At 72.0% G+C, this 17344-nt stretch carries 16 protein-coding genes; 9 read left to right on the top strand and 7 right to left on the bottom strand.

From position 1 onward, the window contains the following. Complete coding sequence (locus OG904_RS10380) at positions 1-1437, top strand: aldehyde dehydrogenase family protein (protein WP_405489608.1); 1437 nt, start codon at positions 1-3, stop codon at positions 1435-1437. Further along, entirely contained in the window at positions 1430-2329 is a 900-nt protein-coding gene (locus tag OG904_RS10375) for an aldehyde dehydrogenase family protein (protein ID WP_405489606.1), read from the top strand. The genes OG904_RS10380 and OG904_RS10375 overlap by 8 nt, the downstream gene beginning before the upstream one ends. 88 nt (positions 2330-2417) lie before the next feature. Here the strand turns inward: OG904_RS10375 and OG904_RS10370 are convergent, their stop codons facing one another. Beyond that, the gene (locus OG904_RS10370; protein ID WP_405489604.1) at positions 2418-2780 is read right to left on the bottom strand and encodes a hypothetical protein; all 363 of its coding nucleotides are present in this window, start codon (positions 2778-2780) and stop codon (positions 2418-2420) included. A gap of 65 nt (positions 2781-2845) precedes the next feature. Here OG904_RS10370 and OG904_RS10365 point away from each other — a divergent pair, with 65 nt between their 5' ends. Next, positions 2846-3544, top strand: a complete 699-nt coding sequence (locus tag OG904_RS10365) for a uridine kinase (protein WP_405497920.1) — start codon at positions 2846-2848, stop codon at positions 3542-3544. Between the two features lie 206 nt (positions 3545-3750). Here the strand turns inward: OG904_RS10365 and OG904_RS10360 are convergent, their stop codons facing one another. Then, positions 3751-4452 carry a SigE family RNA polymerase sigma factor gene (locus tag OG904_RS10360; protein ID WP_405489602.1) on the bottom strand — a complete coding sequence of 234 codons (702 nt, stop codon included), beginning with the start codon at positions 4450-4452 and terminating at the stop codon, positions 3751-3753. A 198-nt stretch (positions 4453-4650) separates the two neighbouring features. Here OG904_RS10360 and afsQ1 point away from each other — a divergent pair, with 198 nt between their 5' ends. The 3 genes from afsQ1 to OG904_RS10345 are packed head-to-tail and all read left to right on the top strand — an operon-like array spanning position 4651 to position 7467. Further along, positions 4651-5328, top strand: coding sequence for a two-component system response regulator AfsQ1 (gene afsQ1, locus OG904_RS10355; protein ID WP_254382550.1), 678 nt, complete (start codon positions 4651-4653; stop codon positions 5326-5328). Beyond that, entirely contained in the window at positions 5325-6809 is a 1485-nt protein-coding gene (locus tag OG904_RS10350; protein WP_405489600.1) for an ATP-binding protein, read from the top strand. The genes afsQ1 and OG904_RS10350 overlap by 4 nt, the downstream gene beginning before the upstream one ends. Beyond that, positions 6796-7467, top strand: coding sequence for a hypothetical protein (locus OG904_RS10345; RefSeq protein WP_405489598.1), 672 nt, complete (start codon positions 6796-6798; stop codon positions 7465-7467). The genes OG904_RS10350 and OG904_RS10345 overlap by 14 nt, the downstream gene beginning before the upstream one ends. Before the next feature lie 89 nt (positions 7468-7556). On the opposite strand, the gene OG904_RS10340 is transcribed toward OG904_RS10345, so the two are convergent. The 3 genes from OG904_RS10340 to OG904_RS10330 form a co-directional block, all read right to left on the bottom strand. Next, entirely contained in the window at positions 7557-9206 is a 1650-nt protein-coding gene (locus OG904_RS10340; protein WP_405497918.1) for a phospho-sugar mutase, read from the bottom strand. 55 nt (positions 9207-9261) lie between these two features. After that, positions 9262-10068, bottom strand: a complete 807-nt coding sequence (locus tag OG904_RS10335; protein WP_330298234.1) for a purine-nucleoside phosphorylase — start codon at positions 10066-10068, stop codon at positions 9262-9264. Positions 10069-10192: 124 nt separating this feature from the next. Further along, the gene (locus tag OG904_RS10330) at positions 10193-10630 is read right to left on the bottom strand and encodes a gamma-glutamylcyclotransferase (RefSeq protein WP_112449900.1); all 438 of its coding nucleotides are present in this window, start codon (positions 10628-10630) and stop codon (positions 10193-10195) included. A gap of 198 nt (positions 10631-10828) precedes the next feature. Here OG904_RS10330 and OG904_RS10325 point away from each other — a divergent pair, with 198 nt between their 5' ends. Together OG904_RS10325 and OG904_RS10320 are read left to right on the top strand one after the other, a co-directional pair. Further along, complete coding sequence (locus OG904_RS10325) at positions 10829-12268, top strand: NAD(P)H-quinone dehydrogenase (protein WP_405489595.1); 1440 nt, start codon at positions 10829-10831, stop codon at positions 12266-12268. 175 nt (positions 12269-12443) lie between these two features. After that, positions 12444-13394 (top strand): DeoR/GlpR family DNA-binding transcription regulator, encoded by a 951-nt coding sequence (locus OG904_RS10320; RefSeq protein WP_405489593.1) that lies wholly within the window; start codon positions 12444-12446, stop codon positions 13392-13394. A gap of 613 nt (positions 13395-14007) precedes the next feature. Here OG904_RS10320 and OG904_RS10315 read toward each other — a convergent pair. Then, positions 14008-15762, bottom strand: a complete 1755-nt coding sequence (locus OG904_RS10315) for an acetyl/propionyl/methylcrotonyl-CoA carboxylase subunit alpha (RefSeq protein ID WP_405489591.1) — start codon at positions 15760-15762, stop codon at positions 14008-14010. A 408-nt stretch (positions 15763-16170) separates the two neighbouring features. Between OG904_RS10315 and OG904_RS10310 the strand changes: the two genes are divergently transcribed. Next, complete coding sequence (locus tag OG904_RS10310; RefSeq protein WP_405489589.1) at positions 16171-16707, top strand: hypothetical protein; 537 nt, start codon at positions 16171-16173, stop codon at positions 16705-16707. On the opposite strand, the gene OG904_RS10305 is transcribed toward OG904_RS10310, so the two are convergent. Continuing rightward, on the bottom strand, positions 16688-17311 hold the full coding sequence (locus tag OG904_RS10305) for a Maf family protein (RefSeq protein ID WP_405489587.1): 624 nt from the start codon (positions 17309-17311) through the stop codon (positions 16688-16690). The two genes, OG904_RS10310 and OG904_RS10305, sit on opposite strands and share 20 nt — an antisense overlap. Positions 17312-17344: the final 33 nt, after the last annotated feature.

Genomic DNA, 17344 nt, shown 5'->3' with positions numbered 1-17344 from the left:
ATGGCTTCCGCATTCGAGTACGCTCCCGCTCCCGAGTCCCGCTCGGTCGTCGACATCGCCCCCTCCTACGGGCTGTTCATCGACGGCGAGTTCTCCGAGGCCGCCGACGGCAAGGTCTTCAAGACCGTCTCCCCGGCCTCCGAGGAGGTCCTCGCCGAGATCGCGCAGGCCGGCGCCGCCGACGTGGACCGGGCCGTCAAGGCCGCCCGCAAGGCCTTCGAGAAGTGGTCCGCGCTGCCCGGCTCCGAGCGCGCCAAGTACCTGTACCGCATCGCCCGGATCATCCAGGAGCGCAGCCGCGAGCTGGCCGTCCTGGAGACCCTGGACAACGGCAAGCCGATCCGGGAGACCCGCGACGCGGACCTGCCGCTCGTCGCCGCGCACTTCTTCTACTACGCGGGCTGGGCCGACAAGCTCGACCACGCGGGCTACGGCGCCAACCCGCGCCCGCTCGGCGTGGCCGGCCAGGTCATCCCGTGGAACTTCCCGCTGATGATGCTCGCGTGGAAGATCGCCCCCGCGCTCGCCACCGGCAACACGGTCGTGCTCAAGCCGGCCCAGACGACCCCGCTCTCCGCGCTCTTCTTCGCGGACATCTGCCGCCAGGCGGGCCTGCCCAAGGGCGTCGTCAACATCCTCACCGGGTACGGCGACGCGGGCGCGGCCCTCGTCGAGCACCCGGACGTGAACAAGGTCGCCTTCACCGGCTCCACCGCCGTCGGCAAGGCCATCGCGCGCCAGGTCGCCGGCACGGACAAGAAGCTCACCCTGGAGCTGGGCGGCAAGGGCGCCAACATCGTCTTCGACGACGCCCCCATCGACCAGGCCGTCGAGGGCATCGTCAGCGGCATCTTCTTCAACCAGGGCCAGGTCTGCTGCGCGGGCTCGCGGCTCCTGGTCCAGGAGTCGATCCACGACGAGCTGATCGACTCGCTCAAGCGCCGGCTGACCACGCTGCGCCTGGGCGACCCGCTCGACAAGAACACCGACATCGGCGCGATCAACTCCGCCGAGCAGCTGGCCCGGATCACCGCGCTCGCGGACACCGGCGAGGCGGAGGGCGCGGAGCGCTGGTCCGCGCCGTGCGAGCTGCCGAACTCCGGCTACTGGTTCGCCCCGACGCTCTTCACGAACGTCTCCCAGTCGCACACGGTGGCCCGCGACGAGATCTTCGGCCCGGTGCTGTCCGTACTGACCTTCCGTACGCCCGACGAGGCCGTCGCCAAGGCCAACAACAGCCAGTACGGCCTCTCCGCGGGCATCTGGACGGAGAAGGGCAGCCGCATCCTCGCGGTCGCCAACAAGCTCCGCGCGGGTGTGGTGTGGGCCAACACGTTCAACAAGTTCGACCCGACCTCGCCCTTCGGCGGCTACAAGGAGTCGGGCTTCGGGCGCGAAGGCGGCCGTCACGGCCTGGAGGGCTACCTCGATGTCTGAGTCTTCTTCGACGCGTCTGAGCGTCTTCAAGACCTACAAGCTGTACGTCGGGGGCAAGTTCCCCCGCTCCGAGAGCGGCCGGGTGTACGAGGTGTCCGACTCCAAGGGCAAGTGGCTGGCCAACGCCCCGCTGTCCTCCCGCAAGGACGCCCGTGACGCGGTCGTCGCCGCCCGCAAGGCCTTCGGCGGCTGGTCGGGTGCGACCGCGTACAACCGCGGGCAGATCCTCTACCGCGTGGCCGAGATGCTGGAGGGCCGCCGCGAGCAGTTCGTCCGCGAGGTCGGCGAGGCGGAGGGCCTGTCCAAGTCGAAGGCCGCGGCCGTCGTCGACGCGGCGATCGACCGCTGGGTCTGGTACGCGGGCTGGACCGACAAGATCGGCCAGATCGTGGGCGGGGCCAACCCGGTCGCGGGCCCGTTCTTCAACCTCTCCACCCCCGAGCCGACCGGTGTCGTCACGGTGGTCGCCCCGCAGGACTCGTCCTTCCTCGGACTGGTCTCCGTGATCGCCCCGGTGATCGCCACGGGCAACACCGCCGTCGTGATCGCCTCGGAGAAGTCCCCGCTGCCCGCGCTCTCCCTCGGCGAGGTGCTCGCCACCTCCGACCTGCCGGGCGGCGTGGTCAACATCCTGTCCGGCAAGGCCGCCGAGATGGGCCCGCACCTGGCGTCCCACCAGGACGTCAACGCGATCGACCTGGCGGGTGCCGGCGAGGCGCTGGCCAAGGAGCTGGAGATCGCGGCGGCGGACAACCTCAAGCGCGTCCTGCGTCCACAGCCTGTGGACGACTGGAGCGCGGACCAGGGCACGGCGCGCATGACGGCGTTCCTGGAGACCAAGACCGTCTGGCACCCGACCGGGTCGCTGGGCGCGGGCGGATCCTCGTACTAGCGGGTCCTCGTACCAGCGGACCCACCTCCCGAAGACCGGCCCCGGCAGTGTCCCCCGCACTGTCGGGGCCTCTTCGCGTCCTGCGGGGCTACTTCACGGCGCCCGGCAGCAGCGGGTTGATCAGCGAGGCCGCAGCGGCCGTCGGCAGTTCGCCGATCGACGAGCCGCGGGTCAGGCTGCCCGTCACCATGCTCGTGCCGACCGAGGGGAAGTCCGCGACCTTGGTGGCCACGCCGTTGTCCAGCGGATCCACGCCGGTGTTGGCCAGCGGGTTCACCTTGAGGTTCGAGATCGGATCGGCCACTCCCGCCAGGGCCGCGGGCACCGAGAGCTCGCCCGCCTGGGCGCCGCCGGCGGCCATCGCGAGGGCCGCGCCGGCCATCGTGAGGGTCAGGCCTGCGGTGCGCAGCGCCTTGGGGTGGGGGGCTTTGGGGGCCGCGTGACGTGCCATGGATTCCCGCCTGTGGGCTCGAACGGTGGGGTGGTCGTGTGTGCACGCAGCGTAGTGGAGGTGTGATCCTGGATACCAACGGGCCTTTGGGCAGGTCCCCTGCCCGAGGTAATAGTTCACACTGTTGTTCCGTGAGCTGTTCCTCTCCTTCGCCTACGCGTGTCGTCCTGCTGACCGGGCCCTCGGGGTCCGGCAAGTCCTCGCTGGCGGCCCGGTCCGGGCTGCCCGTGCTGCGCCTGGACGACTTCTACAAGGACGGTGACGACCCCACCCTCCCGCTGGTCGGGGGCAGCGCCGACATCGACTGGGACTCCCCGCTGTCGTGGGACGCGGAGGCGGCCGTGGCCGCGATCTCCGCACTGTGCGCGGCGGGCCGTACGGAGGTTCCCGTCTACGACATCGCCACGTCCTCGCGGACCGGCACGGAAGCACTGGACATCTCCCGGACCCCGCTGTTCATTGCCGAGGGCATCTTCGCGGCGGACGTCGCGCGGCGGTGCCAGGAGCTGGGGCTGCTGGCGGACGCCATCTGCCTGCGCGGCCGGCCGAGCACCACCTTCCGCCGTCGGCTGGCCCGTGACCTGCGCGAGGGCCGCAAGTCGGTGCTGTTCCTGCTGCGGCGGGGCTGGCGGCTGATGCGCGCCGAGCGGGGGATCGTGGCCCGGCACACCGCGCTGGGCGCCCACGCCTGCGGCCGGGACGAGGCCCTCGGCCGGCTCGCCGCCGCCGCGGCGGGCCGGCACCGCGCGGCCGCTCCGGCGTAACCGCCGGGCCGGTGGCCGTGAGTCCGGTGGCCGCGAGTCCGGAGACCGCGAGCCGCCAAGCCGCCAAGCCGCCGAGCCCGCCGGCCCGTAGGACGCCAAAAGGCGGGACCGCGCGGACCCCCGTCCGCTCGATCCCGCCCTTTGCCCCCGTGGCCCCCCGCCCCACCCCCGCAGGACGGGCCCCCCGGCCCCTTGGTCGTTCGGTTCTAGGCGACGAGGTCCTCGAAGGACTCCGACTCGTCACGGCCGAAGCTCAGCGCCTCGTCCTCGCGCATCCGGCGCAGCGAGCGCCAGATGCTCGACTTCACGGTGCCGACGCTGATCCCCAGGATCTCCGCGATCTCCGGGTCCGTGCGGCCCTCGTAGTAGCGGAGCACCAGCATCGTGCGCTGCGGCTCCGGGATGCGGGTGAGCGCCTGCCACAGCACCGCGCGCAGTTCCGTACCGCCCATCGCGTCCGTGTCGGAGGCCGTCTCCGGCAGCTCCTCCGTCGGGTACTCGTTGAGCTTGCGCCGGCGCCAGGCGCTGATGTGCAGGTTCGTCATCGTGCGCCGCAGGTATCCGCCGACGGCGGCCTTGTCGCTGATGCGGTCCCAGGCGCGGTACGTGGAGAACAGCGCGGTCTGCAGCAGGTCCTCGGCCTCGTACCGGTCGCCGGTCAGGTGGAAGGCCGTGGCGTAGAGGGCGGCCCGGCGCTCCTGGACGTAGGCGGTGAACTCGGCCTCGTTGGAGGAGTCCGGGACGCGCTGGGCGGGGACGGAGGGGCGCTCGTAGGTCTTCGCGTCGATGGCCACCACGTGCGCCGGCCGCCGGGAAGGGGCCGTCGCCGTACGGACGGCCGCCCGGCGGTTCACATCGTGCAGCCGCGTGACAACCGCGCCGGTCTTGGTGCTGTGCAGCGTGTTCATCTCGCGCCCCCCGTCGTGGAGTCTCTCTGTCCGTTGCTAGAAGACTGCCCGGCCGAGATAACCGGGGTGTCCTTCGACTGTCACAGGCCTGTCACAGGGACCGCGGCGGCGGCCGGGACGGACCCGCGCCGGGGCGCGGAACGGATTGGGGGCGCCGGGCGGTCGAAGTCCCGAGGGGCGATGGGACAGAATGAGCCCGTGCCTTTCCTGTTGCTCATCGAGGACGACGACGCCATCCGCACGGCCCTCGAACTCTCCCTGTCACGCCAGGGCCACCGTGTGGCCACCGCGGCGACGGGCGAGGACGGCCTCAAGCTGCTGCGCGAGCAGCGTCCCGACCTGATCGTGCTCGACGTCATGCTGCCCGGCATCGACGGCTTCGAGGTGTGCCGGCGCATCCGCCGCACCGACCAGCTGCCGATCATCCTGCTGACCGCGCGCAACGACGACATCGACGTGGTCGTCGGCCTGGAGTCGGGAGCCGACGACTACGTGGTCAAGCCCGTCCAGGGGCGGGTGCTCGACGCCCGCATCCGGGCCGTGCTGCGCCGCGGGGAGCGCGAGTCCACCGACACCGCCGTCTTCGGCCCGCTGGTCATCGACCGCTCCGCCATGACGGTGACCAAGAACGGCGAGGACCTCCAGCTCACCCCGACCGAACTGCGGCTGCTCCTGGAGCTCAGCCGGCGGCCCGGTCAGGCGCTCTCCCGCCAGCAGCTGCTGCGGCTGGTGTGGGAGCACGACTACCTCGGTGACTCGCGCCTCGTCGACGCCTGCGTGCAGCGACTGCGCGCGAAGGTCGAGGAAGTGCCCTCGTCGCCCACCCTGATCCGTACGGTCCGGGGCGTCGGTTACCGGCTGGACTCCCCGCAGTGATCAGAGCCCTGTTCGCGGGCCGGCGCTGGACCAGCCTGCGGCTGCGGCTCCTCGTCGTGTTCGCGCTGGTCGCGCTGACGGCCGCGGTCTCCGCGTCCGGGATCGCGTACTGGCTCAACCGCGAGGCCGTCCTGACCCGGACCCAGGACGCCGCCCTCGGCGACTTCCGGCAGGAGATGCAGAACCGGGCCGCCGCGCTGCCCGCCGATCCGACGCAGGAGGAGCTCCAGCGCACCGCCGAGCGGATGGCGGGCAGCAGCCCCGGATACAGCGTGCTGCTGGTGGACGAGCTGAAGGACGGCCGCAAGGTGTCCGGCGCGGCCGGTCCCGACACCTTCTCGCTGGCCGACGTACCGAAATCGCTGCAGCACGCCGTCGACGACCGCCAGAAGACGACCGCGGCCAACGACTCCGAGTACCACATGTACTGGCAGCGCACGAAGCCGCACGGGAACCCGTACCTGGTCGGCGGCACCCGGGTCGTGGGCGGCGGGCCGACCGGCTACATGTACAAGTCCCTCGCCCAGGAGCGCGACGACCTCAACGCCCTGGCCTGGTCGCTGACCATCGCCACCGGACTCGCGCTGCTCGGCTCCGCGCTGCTGGCGCAGGCCGCGGCCCGTACCGTGCTCAAGCCCGTGCAGCGCCTGGGCGACGCGGCGCGGCGGCTCGGCGAGGGAGAGCTGGACCACCGGCTGGAGGTGTCCGGGACGGACGAACTCGCCGATCTCGCGCACACCTTCAACAAGACGGCGGAGGCGTTGGAGAAGAAGGTCGCCGACATGAGCGCCCGGGAGGAGTCCAGCCGGCGGTTCGTCGCGGACATGTCCCACGAACTGCGCACGCCGCTGACGGCGTTGACGGCGGTCGCCGAGGTGCTGGAGGACGAGGTCGACGACCTCGATCCGATGATCGCACCGGCGGTGGGGCTCGTCGTCAGCGAGACCAGGCGGCTCAACGACCTGGTGGAGAACCTGATGGAGGTCACCCGCTTCGACGCGGGAACGGCGCGCCTGGTGCTGGACGACGTGGACGTCGCCGACCAGGTGACGGCGTGCATCGACACGCGGGCCTGGCTCGACGCCGTCGAACTCGACGCCGAGCGCGGGATCGTGGTGCGGCTCGACCCGCGCCGGCTCGACGTGATCCTGGCCAATCTGATCGGCAACGCGCTCAAGCACGGCGGATCGCCGGTCCGGGTCTCCATCCGGGTGGACGGGGAATGGCTGGTCATCGCCGTACGGGACAACGGGCCGGGCATCCCGGAGGCCGTGCTCCCGCACGTCTTCGACCGGTTCTACAAGGCGAGCGCGTCGCGGCCGAAGTCGGACGGCAGCGGTCTGGGCCTGTCCATCGCGATGGAGAACGCGCACATCCACGGCGGCGACATCACGGCGGAGAACGGGGCGGAGGGCGGCGCGCTGTTCACGTTGCGGCTGCCGGTGGACGTGGGGAAGGTGATCGCCGGTGACGAGGCGTAGCGCGGCGGCCGGGGTGGCGGCCCTCGGCCTGTTCGCCCTGGGCGCCCTGTCGGGGTGCGGGATCCGGGCCACCACCGTGCCGGTGGACGTGGGCGCGGCGCCCTCGCGGGTGTCGTGCAAGACCCCGGAGGGCACGGCGGCCGGGACGAGCGGGGTGCAGGGCATCCGGGCCACGGTGGAGCTGGTCTGCGGGGGGCAGCTGGTCGGCGTCGAGCGGGTGGTGCCGATGCCGGAGAAGAAGCCGTCGCGGGACGCGCTGGTGCTCGTCGGCCAGGCCCTGCTGGAGGCGTTGCAGCGGGAGCCGTCGGCGCAGGAGCAGGAGGCCGGTTTCACGACCGAGGTGCCGGCCGGGCTGACGGCCGGGGCGCCGCGGCCGGGCGACCCGCCGGGCACGGTGCGGCTGAGCCGCAAGCCCGAGGACCTGGCGCCGGTGGCGCTGTCGCAGCTGGTGTGCACGCTCTCGGAGAGCGAAGCGGTGTCGGCGGGGCCCGGACCGGTGGCACTGGGCGGCCCGGACGCGGATCCGCCGCGGACCTGGGAGTGCACCGACGCCGTCCGCTCGCGGCCGGAGTCGGTCCCGACGCTGGGCGACGTGGTGCGGCCGACGGCCAATCCCGCGGCCTCGCCTTCGCCCTCGCCCTCGCCTTCGCGTTCCTGACGCGGACGGATACGCATACGGCGACGGCGACGGATACGGATACGGCCCCCCGAGCCGGAGCTCGGGGGGCCGTCCGCTGGTCGGCAGGGCTAAATGCCGGCCGCCGCCGCGAGGTCCTTCTTGATCGCGTCGAGGACCTCCTGGCCGCGGGCGCGGGCCGGGAGCAGGTCGGAGGCCTCCGCCACCGGGACGACGACCTCCAGGTAGCACTTCAGCTTGGGCTCCGTGCCGGACGGGCGGACGATCACCCGGGCCTTGTAGTCGCCCTCCAGGTAGTAGCGCAGCCCGTCGGTGGGCGGGAGGGTGGCCGTGCCCTCGTTCAGGTCCTCCGCCGAGGTGACCCGCAGGCCCGCCAGCGAGACCGGGGGCTCCGCGCGCAGCGCCGCCATCGCCGAGGCGATGACCGACAGGTCCTCCACACGGACCGACAGCTGGTCCGTGGCGTGCAGCCCGTGGGCCATCGCCAGGTCGTCCAGCAGGTCGGTCAGGGTCCGGCCCCGCTCCTTGAGCTCCGAGGCCAGCTCGGCGACGAGCAGGGCGGCCGTGACGCCGTCCTTGTCGCGGACGCCCTCGGGGTCCACGCAGTAGCCGAGCGCCTCCTCGTACCCGTAGCGCAGGCCTTCCACGCGGGAGATCCACTTGAAGCCCGTGAGGGTCTCCTCGTAGCCGACGCCCGCCGCCTCCGCGATCCGGCCCAGCAGGCTGGAGGAGACGATGGACTCCGCGAAGACGCCCCGTGCGCCCTTGTGCACCAGGTGGGCGGCGAGCAGTGCGCCGACCTCGTCGCCGCGCAGCATCCGCCAGCCCGAGGCCGAGGAGTCGTCCGGGACGGCCACCGCGCAGCGGTCGGCGTCCGGGTCGTTGGCGATCACGATGTCGGGGTGGACCTCGGCGGCCTTCGCGAAGGACAGGTCCATCGCGCCCGGCTCCTCCGGGTTGGGGAAGGCCACCGTCGGGAACGCCGGGTCCGGCTCCGCCTGCTCGGCCACGAGGACCGGCGCGGGGAAGCCCGCGCGGGCGAAGGCGGCCAGGACCACGTCCTTGCCGACGCCGTGCATCGCCGTGTAGACGGTCCGCACGCCCCGGGGGGAGCCGGGGGTCAGGACCGCGTCGGTACGCGCCAGGTAGGCCTCCAGTACCTCGTCGCCGAGGTCCTGCCAGCCGCCGTCGGCGCGCGGTACGTCGGCCAGCGCGGCGATCGCGTCGATCTGCGCCGCGATCTCCGCGTCGGCCGGGGAGACGATCTGCGAACCGTCGCCGAGGTAGACCTTGTAGCCGTTGTCCCGGGGAGGGTTGTGGCTCGCGGTCACCTCGACGCCGGCGACGGCGCCCAGGTGCCTTATGGCGTACGCGAGGACGGGCGTCGGCAGCGGCCGGGGCAGGACGGCCGCTCGCAGCCCGGCGCCGGTCATCACCGCGGCGGTGTCGCGGGCGAAGTCGGCCGACTTGTAGCGGGCGTCGTAGCCGACGACGACCAGGCCGCCGTCGTGGCCCTGGGCCTTGAGGTAGGCCGCGAGGCCCGCCGCGGCCCGGATGACCACGTTGCGGTTCATCCGCATCGGGCCCGCGCCCAGCTCGCCGCGGAGTCCGGCGGTGCCGAACTGCAGCATGCCGGAGAAGCGGTCCGCGAGCTCGGTGGTGTCACCGGCTTCGATGAGCTTCGCGAGCTCGTCGGCCGTCTCCGGGTCCGGGTCCTCGGCCAGCCAGGCCTGGGCCCGTGCGATCAGATCGTCCTGCACGTCCTGCACGTCCTGCACTACTTCCGCCTTACCTCTCGTACGGTCGGTCGGTCGATCAGATCCGGGCGAGGACCTGGGTCAGCAGCTTGCCCATGCGCGCGGCCGAGTCACGGCCGGCCTGGAGCACCTCTTCGTGGTTGAGCGGCTCGCCGGAGATGCCCGCCGCCAGGTTGGTGACCAGCGAGATGCCGAGCACCTCGGCGCCGGCCTCGCGGGCGGCGATGGCCTCCAGCACGGTGGACATGCCGACCAGGTCGGCGCCCATGACGCGGATCATGTTGATCTCGGCCGGGGTCTCGTAGTGCGGGCCGGGGAACTGCACGTAGACGCCCTCTTCGAGGGTCTCGTCGATCTCCTTGCACATCGCGCGCAGGCGCGGCGAGTACAGGTCGGTGAGGTCCACGAAGTTCGCGCCGACGATCGGCGAGGTGGCGGTCAGGTTGAGGTGGTCGCTGATCAGCACGGGCTGACCGGGCTTCATGCCCTCGCGCAGACCGCCGCAGCCGTTGGTCAGGACGACGGTCTTGCAGCCCGCGGCGACGGCGGTGCGCACGCCGTGGGCGACGGCGGCGACGCCGCGGCCCTCGTAGTAGTGGGTCCGGCCGAGGAAGAGCAGCGCGCGCTTGTCGCCGATCTTGTACGAGCGGATCTTGCCGCCGTGGCCCTCGACGGCGGGCGGCGGGAAGCCGGGCAGGTCGGTGACCGGGAACTCGGCCTCGGGCGCACCGAGCGCCTCTGCGGCGGGGGCCCAGCCGGAGCCCATCACGAGGGCGACATCGTGGGTCTCGGCGCCGGTCAGCTCGCGCAGGCGGGCGGCTGCGGCGTCGGCGGCGGCGAAGGGGTCGGTAACAGATGCGTTCACGCGGACGAGCGTAGCCGCTGATGGCCTACGCGCGTAGATGGCGCAGCTCACGGTGTTCGGATCGTTGTCTTGTCGTTTCCGCCGAATCGTCCCCGAGGGGGCGGGAGGGGCTGAAGAGATCGCCTCAGCAGGGGCGCTTGCGCAGTTCCATCACGTAGTCGTGCGGGGCGCCCGCGGATTCGGCCGCGTCGGCGAGTTCGCCCAGGTAGCGCGCGGAGGGGAGGCCGCCCTCGTAGCCGTTGAGGACGTACACCCAGGCCGCTTCCTCCCCGTCCAGCGTGTGCACGCGCACCCGCATGCGGCGGTAGATGTCGAGCCCGACGCCCTCCCACCGGTCCATGGAGTCCTCGTCCAGGGGTGCGACGTCGTACAGGGCGACGAAGACCTGGTGGCGGGGTGCTTCGACGATCGTCGCCAGCGCGCCCTCCCAGCCCATCTGCTCGCCGCCGAAGGTCAGCCGCCAGTCGTTGATCCAGCCCGTGCCGCGCAGCGGCGAATGCGGAGCGCGGCGCGTCATCAGCCGCGGGTCGAGGTTGCCGGCGTACGCGGCGTAGAGCGACATGAGGTCGAGGGTACGGGAGGGGCGGCCCCGGCCGCGCTCCCGGCCGTGTGCGGGGCCGGCGTCCCGGATGGTGGGACCGGGCGTGAAGCACCTTGATGCGTGCGGGACAATGGGGCCCGGAATGCATCCCCCGGGGAGACCCCCCGGAAGCCCCGGCCGGGGCGGCAGCCGGCCGGGTAGACGTGAGGCGGAGTTTTCGTGACCCGGATCGTGATCATCGGCGGCGGACCCGGCGGGTATGAGGCGGCCCTCGTGGGGGCCCAGCTCGGCGCGGAGGTGACCGTCGTCGACTGCGACGGTCTGGGCGGCGCTTCGGTACTGACCGACTGCGTGCCCTCCAAGACCCTCATCGCGACCGCCGAGGTCATGACGACCTTCGACTCGTCGTACGAGGAACTCGGCATCGTGGTCGCCGACGACACCCCGCACATCGAGCAGGCCGCGCGCGTCGTCGGGGTGGACCTCGGCAAGGTCAACCGCCGCGTCAAGCGCCTCGCGCTCGCCCAGTCCCACGACATCACCGCCTCCGTCACCCGGGCCGGCGCCCGCGTCGTACGGGGCCGCGCCAAACTCGGCGGCCCGCAGGGCATCGACGGCACCCGGGACGTCATCGTCACCGCCGCCGACGGCACCGAGACCATCCTCACCGCCGACGCCGTGCTCATCGCGACCGGCGGGCACCCCCGCGAGATCCCCGACGCGATGCCCGACGGCGAGCGGATCCTCAACTGGACCCAGGTGTACGACCTCGAGGAGCTCCCGGAGGAGCTCATCGTGGTCGGCTCCGGTGTGACCGGCGCCGAGTTCGCCGGCGCGTACCAGGCACTCGGCTCCCGGGTGACCCTGGTGTCCTCCCGCGACCGCGTGCTGCCCGGTGAGGACCCGGACGCGGCCGCCGTCCTGGAGGACGTCTTCCGCCGCCGCGGCATGAACGTCATCGGCCGCTCCCGGGCCGAGTCCGCCAAGCGGGTGGGCGACCGGGTCGAGGTCACCCTCTCCGACGGCCGGGTCATCAGCGGTACCCACTGCCTGATGGCGGTCGGCGCGATTCCGAACACCAGCAACATGAACCTGGAGGAGTCCGGGGTCAAGCTGAAGGAGTCCGGGCACATCTGGACCGACAAGGTCTCGCGCACCTCCTCGCCCGGCGTGTACGCGGCCGGCGACGTGACCGGGATCTTCGCCCTGGCCTCCGTGGCCGCCATGCAGGGGCGCATCGCGATGTACCACTTCCTCGGCGACGCGGTGGCCCCGCTGAACCTGAAGACGGTCTCCTCGAACGTCTTCACCGACCCCGAGATCGCCACCGTCGGCTACACCCAGGCCGACGTGGACTCCGGCAAGATCGACGCCCGGGTCGTGAAGCTCCCGCTGCTGCGCAACCCGCGCGCCAAGATGCAGGGCATCCGCGACGGCTTCGTGAAGCTGTTCTGCCGTCCCGGCACCGGGATCGTCGTCGGTGGCGTGGTCGTCTCGCCGCGAGCGAGCGAGCTCATCCACCCGATCTCGATCGCCGTAGACAACAACCTGACGGTCGAGCAGATCGCAAACGCGTTCACCGTGTACCCCTCACTGTCGGGTTCGATCGCCGAGGTCGCGCGCCAGTTGCACACGCGGAAGGCCGCCGGCGAGGCGTAAGTACCGGTAACAGCCCTTGTCCGCAAGGGTTTTGGAGTGGACGGCCGGCCCGTCGCGGAGCAAGTGCGCGGCGGGCCGACCGCGTATACCACTAACTGCCTCACGGTATGGACAACTTCGGAATTCCGGCGCAAGGAGCTGAAAGCAGACGGTCGTCCGGGTTACTGTCAGTTTCGTGTTCGCTGCAGAACGTCGCCAATTGATCCTCGAAATGGTGCGGGCCAACGGAGCGGTATCGCTCCGGGAGCTCGCCCGCGTCGTCCAGACCTCCGAAGTGACCGTACGGCGGGACGTGCGGGCACTGGAGGCAGAAGGACTCCTCGACCGCCGGCACGGCGGTGCGGTACTGCCGGGCGGTTTCACGCGTGAATCCGGCTTTCCGCAAAAGTCCCATCTCGCGACGGCGGAGAAGACCGCCATCGCCGATGTCGCGGCCGGCCTCGTAGAAGAAGGCGAGGCCATCGTCGTCGGCGCGGGCACCACGACCCAGGAGCTGGCCCGCCGGCTCGCCAGGGTGCCCGGACTCACCGTCGTCACCAACTCCCTGCTCGTCGCACAGGCGCTGGCCCATGCGAACCGGGTGGAGGTGGTGATGACGGGCGGAACCCTGCGGGGTTCCAACTACGCGCTGGTCGGCAGCGGAGCCGAGCAGTCCCTCCAGGGGCTGCGGGTCTCGCGGGCCTTCCTGTCCGGCAGTGGTCTCACCGCCGAGCGCGGGCTGTCCACGTCCAACATGCTCTCCGCGAGCGTGGACCGGGCGCTGGTGCAGGCGGCGGCCGAGGTGGTGGTCCTTGCCGACCACACCAAGCTCGGGACCGACACCATGTTCCAGACGGTGCCGACCGATGTGATCACGCGGCTGGTGACGGACGAGCCGCCCGCGCACGATGACCGGGCCGGTACGGAGTTGCAGGCACTGGCGGACCAGGGCGTGCAGATCACCGTGGCGGGTGGGGCCAGTGCCTCCGGCGGTGGTGAGGGGATGGCCGGGCGCCGGCCGCGCCGGGAGTCCCCGCTGCCGGTCCAGCGGCGGGGCGGGCCGACGGCTCAGCTGCGCAGTGCGGGGCCGTTGCACGAGCAGCAGGCGAATGAGCGGGCCCGCGTGGCAGACATGCGCCGCCGCTAGCCCGCCCCCTTCCGTGGCCCCGCCCCCGGCCCCCCGCGCCTCAATCGCCGGCGGGGCTGGAGGGCCGCCTCAAGCGCCGGCGGGGCTGGATTTTCCCTGCGTCGACCCGCAGGTGACCGCCGGCGGTCTGGAAACCGAGCCACACCCGAGGGCCGACGGTCTGGTTCAACCCAGCCCGCACGTGACGCTGGCGGTTTGGAACATCCGGCCGCACGTGGAGGTCTGCGGTCTGGAAGGTCCAGCCCCACCGGCGATTGAGGCGACCCTTCCGACCCGCACGTGCAGGGCTGGCCTCAGCCATATCCAGGCCGTCGACGTTCACGTCCGGGCCGGCCTCAGCCATATCCAGCCCGTCCGGCGTTTGAGGACCGGGTCTGGGCGGAGCCCAGGGAACGGGCGAAGGGTGGGTAGGGGACTCCAACCCGCGCAGCGGCGTCTGCACCCGCAGGCGGGTACGGCGCCGATGCCCCGGGCCGGGGTCCGGGGTTGAGCTCCGGGCCGGGGGGCTGGGGTTGGGCCCCGCGCCGGGGTATGGGGTTGGGCCCCGCGCCGGGGTATGGGGTTGGGCCCCGCGCCGGGGTCCGGGGCTCAGCCCCGGGCCCCCGGGCTGGGGTCAGTCCTTGATTTCGCAGATGGCCGCGCCGGAGGTGAGCGACGCTCCGACCTCCGCCGCGAGGCCGACGATCGTGCCCGAACGGTGCGCGTTCAGCGGCTGTTCCATCTTCATCGCCTCGAGGACGACGATCAGGTCGCCCTCGTTGACCTGCTGACCCTCCTCGACCGCGACCTTGACGATCGTGCCCTGCATGGGCGAGGCCAGGGTGTCGCCGGAGGCGGCCGGACCGGACTTCTTGGCCGCGCGGCGCTTCGGCTTCGCGCCGCCCGCAGCCGCCGTACGGGCCAGGGTCATGCCCAGCGAGGACGGGAGGGAGACCTCCAGGCGCTTGCCGCCGACCTCGACGACCACCGTCTCGCGGCCCGGCTCGTCCTCGGTGTCGTCCGCGGCCGGAACCACGAACGCCGGGATCTCGTTGATGAACTCGGTCTCGATCCAGCGGGTGTGGATCGTGAACGGGTCGGCGGTGAAGGCGGGGTCGGCGACCACCGCGCGGTGGAACGGGATGGCCGTGGCCATGCCCTCCACCTCGAACTCGGCCAGCGCGCGCGCCGCCCGCTGCAGGGCCTGCTCGCGCGTGGCACCCGTGACGATGAGCTTGGCGAGCAGCGAGTCCCAGGCCGGGCCGATGACCGAGCCGGACTCGACGCCCGCGTCGAGGCGGACGCCCGGACCGGTCGGCGGAGCGAACTTGGTGACGGTGCCCGGAGCCGGCAGGAAGCCGCGGCCCGGGTCCTCGCCGTTGATGCGGAACTCGAAGGAGTGACCGCGCAGGACCGGGTCCCCGTAGCCGAGCTCCTCGCCGTCCGCGATGCGGAACATCTCGCGGACCAGGTCGATGCCGGTGACCTCTTCGGTGACCGGGTGCTCGACCTGGAGGCGGGTGTTGACCTCGAGGAAGGAGATCAGGCCGTCGGCCGAGACGAGGAACTCGACCGTGCCGGCGCCGACGTAGCCGGCCTCCTTCAGGATCGCCTTCGACGCGGCGTACAGCTCGGCGTTCTGGGCCTCGGTCAGGAACGGCGCCGGGGCCTCCTCGACCAGCTTCTGGTGGCGGCGCTGGAGCGAGCAGTCACGGGTGGAGACGACGACCACGTTGCCGTGGGAGTCGGCCAGGCACTGGGTCTCGACGTGCCGCGGCTTGTCGAGGTACTGCTCGACGAAGCACTCGCCGCGGCCGAAGGCGGCCACGGCCTCGCGGACCGCGGAGTCGTAGAGCTCCGGGATCTCCTCGAGGTTGCGGGCGACCTTCAGACCGCGGCCGCCACCGCCGAAGGCGGCCTTGATCGCGATCGGCAGGCCGTGCTCCTTGGCGAACGCGACGACCTCGTCCGAACCCGCGACCGGGTCCGGGGTGCCGGCCACGAGCGGCGCGCCGGCGCGCAGCGCGATGTGCCGGGCGGCGACCTTGTCACCGAGGTCGCGGATGGCCTGCGGCGGCGGGCCGATCCAGGTCAGGCCCGCGTCGATGACGGCCTGCGCGAAGTCGGCGTTCTCGGAGAGGAAGCCGTATCCGGGATGGATGGCGTCCGCACCGGAATCGGCTGCGGCCTGCAGGACCTTGGAGATGTCCAGGTAGCTGGCGGCCGGGGTGTCACCGCCCAACGCGAAAGCTTCGTCGGCCGCGCGGACGTGCAGAGCGTCCCGGTCCGGGTCGGCGTAGACGGCTACGCTCGCGATCCCGGCATCCCGGCAGGCCCGAGCAACGCGGACTGCGATTTCGCCACGGTTGGCGATGAGCACCTTGCGCACGATGGCTCCCTCCTTGAAACAAGCTGAGTTTAGGGACAGCCCACACGGCCTTTCGACCCTTCCCCGGTGGTGACCTTGCCCACACGGAGTGTGATTCGAGTCGAACCCGAGTCGAGAAAACCCTTGTGGTGCCCCACGTCAGGGGGATCCCCGACTGCACAGTAACCCTGTCGTGTGGTCAGGGTCTCTGTCCGGCGGGTCAGCGGGCCCGGGTGATTCTTTGTCGAGTCCCTACGAACGGCCCACACATTCTTTGCGCGGGCCGCGGTGCGGGCGGCGGTGCGGGCGGCGGACCGCCCCGGGGTGTGTCCCCACCGTAACGAAGCGGTCCCGGCCCCTTGTCCGCAGGTTTACCCGTTAGTAGCCTCCAGGCGTCGAACGGGCTTGTGCTTACGGGGTGGGGGCGTCGTGGCTGGTGTGGGTGGCGTGGGTGGCGCGGTGCTGCGGAGATCCGTGGCCGGAGCGACCGCGGTCGTACTCGTCGTGGAGGCGGGGGCGCTCGCCTTCGTCCACCTCGTACTGGGCCGGACCACCGAGAACCAGAAGATGTCCATCGCGGGCATGGATCCGAATGTCATGTCCAAGGCAACCTACGCAATGGGGGCCGGCATGGCCCTCTTCCTGCTGGCCTGCGCGGTGTTCCTGGCCGTCGCCGCGATCCGCGACCGGGCCCCCGGCACCTTCGCGCGCGTCGTCCTCGTCGCCGCCGCCATCACCCACGGACTGCTCGGCGCCCTCGTCGTCGGCCTGGTGGGCTGGGGCGCCTTCGTGGTGATGATGCTGATCCTGTGCCTGCTGGTGCTGAGCCTGATGCTCTACGGGGCCAAGGCGGCGGACGCCCCCGGCGACGCCCCCGGGATCCAGGACGCGCCGCCGGGTCACCCGCTGCTCGGGGACTTCGGGGACCTCGGGGGTCCCGGCGACGTCAAGCCCACAAATCCGTGATGGACACGCCCAGTTCGGCCAGCAGCGAGCGCAGCAGCGGCATGGAGATCCCGATCACATTGCCGTGATCCCCGTCGATGCCCTCGATGAACGACGCCGACAGCCCGTCCAGGGTGAACGCCCCCGCCACGTGCAGCGGCTCCCCGCTCGCCACGTACGCGGCCACCTCCGCGTCCGTCGGCTTGCCGAAGCGGACCGTCGTCGACGCCGTGGCCGAGACCTGGCGGCCGGTCGCCGTGTCGATCACGCAGTGCCCGGTGCGCAGCACCCCGGCGCGTCCGCGCATCGACTTCCAGCGGGCCGTGGCCTCCGCGGCGTCCGCCGGCTTGCCCAGCGCCTCGCCGTCCAGCTCCAGCACGGAGTCGCAGCCGATCACCAGGGCCCCCGAGGCCTCTTCCAGGGCCGCCACGACGGCCGCCTTGGCCTCGGCCAGCGCGAGCGCGAGCCCGGCCGGCTCGTCGTGGTTCAGGGTGTCCTCGTCGAAGCCGCTGACGATCACGTGCGGGGCGAGCCCGGCCTGCCGCAGCAGGTTCAGCCGGGCGGGCGAGGCGGAGGCGAGGACGAGGCGGTGGCGGTGGCGGGCGTCAGCAGTCATGCCCGCCATCGTAGGGGCCGCCGGGCGGGGCCCCGGGCGGCC

Source organism: Streptomyces sp. NBC_00096 (genome assembly GCF_045041305.1).
Classification (GTDB): domain Bacteria; phylum Actinomycetota; class Actinomycetes; order Streptomycetales; family Streptomycetaceae; genus Streptomyces.
The sequence above is the reverse complement of the archived record's forward strand: the minus strand, read 5'-3'. Positions and strand labels throughout refer to the sequence as shown.

What these genes read in the sequence shown, in the direction of transcription:
- OG904_RS10380 (WP_405489608.1), top strand. Translation starts at nt 1, where the DNA reads ATGGCTTCCGCATTCGAGTACGCTCCCGCTCCCGAGTCCCGCTCGGTC.
- OG904_RS10375 (WP_405489606.1), top strand. Translation starts at nt 1,430, where the DNA reads ATGTCTGAGTCTTCTTCGACGCGTCTGAGCGTCTTCAAGACCTACAAG.
- OG904_RS10370 (WP_405489604.1), bottom strand. Translation starts at nt 2,780, where the DNA reads ATGGCACGTCACGCGGCCCCCAAAGCCCCCCACCCCAAGGCGCTGCGC.
- OG904_RS10360 (WP_405489602.1), bottom strand. Translation starts at nt 4,452, where the DNA reads ATGAACACGCTGCACAGCACCAAGACCGGCGCGGTTGTCACGCGGCTG.
- OG904_RS10330 (WP_112449900.1), bottom strand. Translation starts at nt 10,630, where the DNA reads ATGTCGCTCTACGCCGCGTACGCCGGCAACCTCGACCCGCGGCTGATG.
- OG904_RS10305 (WP_405489587.1), bottom strand. Translation starts at nt 17,311, where the DNA reads ATGGCGGGCATGACTGCTGACGCCCGCCACCGCCACCGCCTCGTCCTC.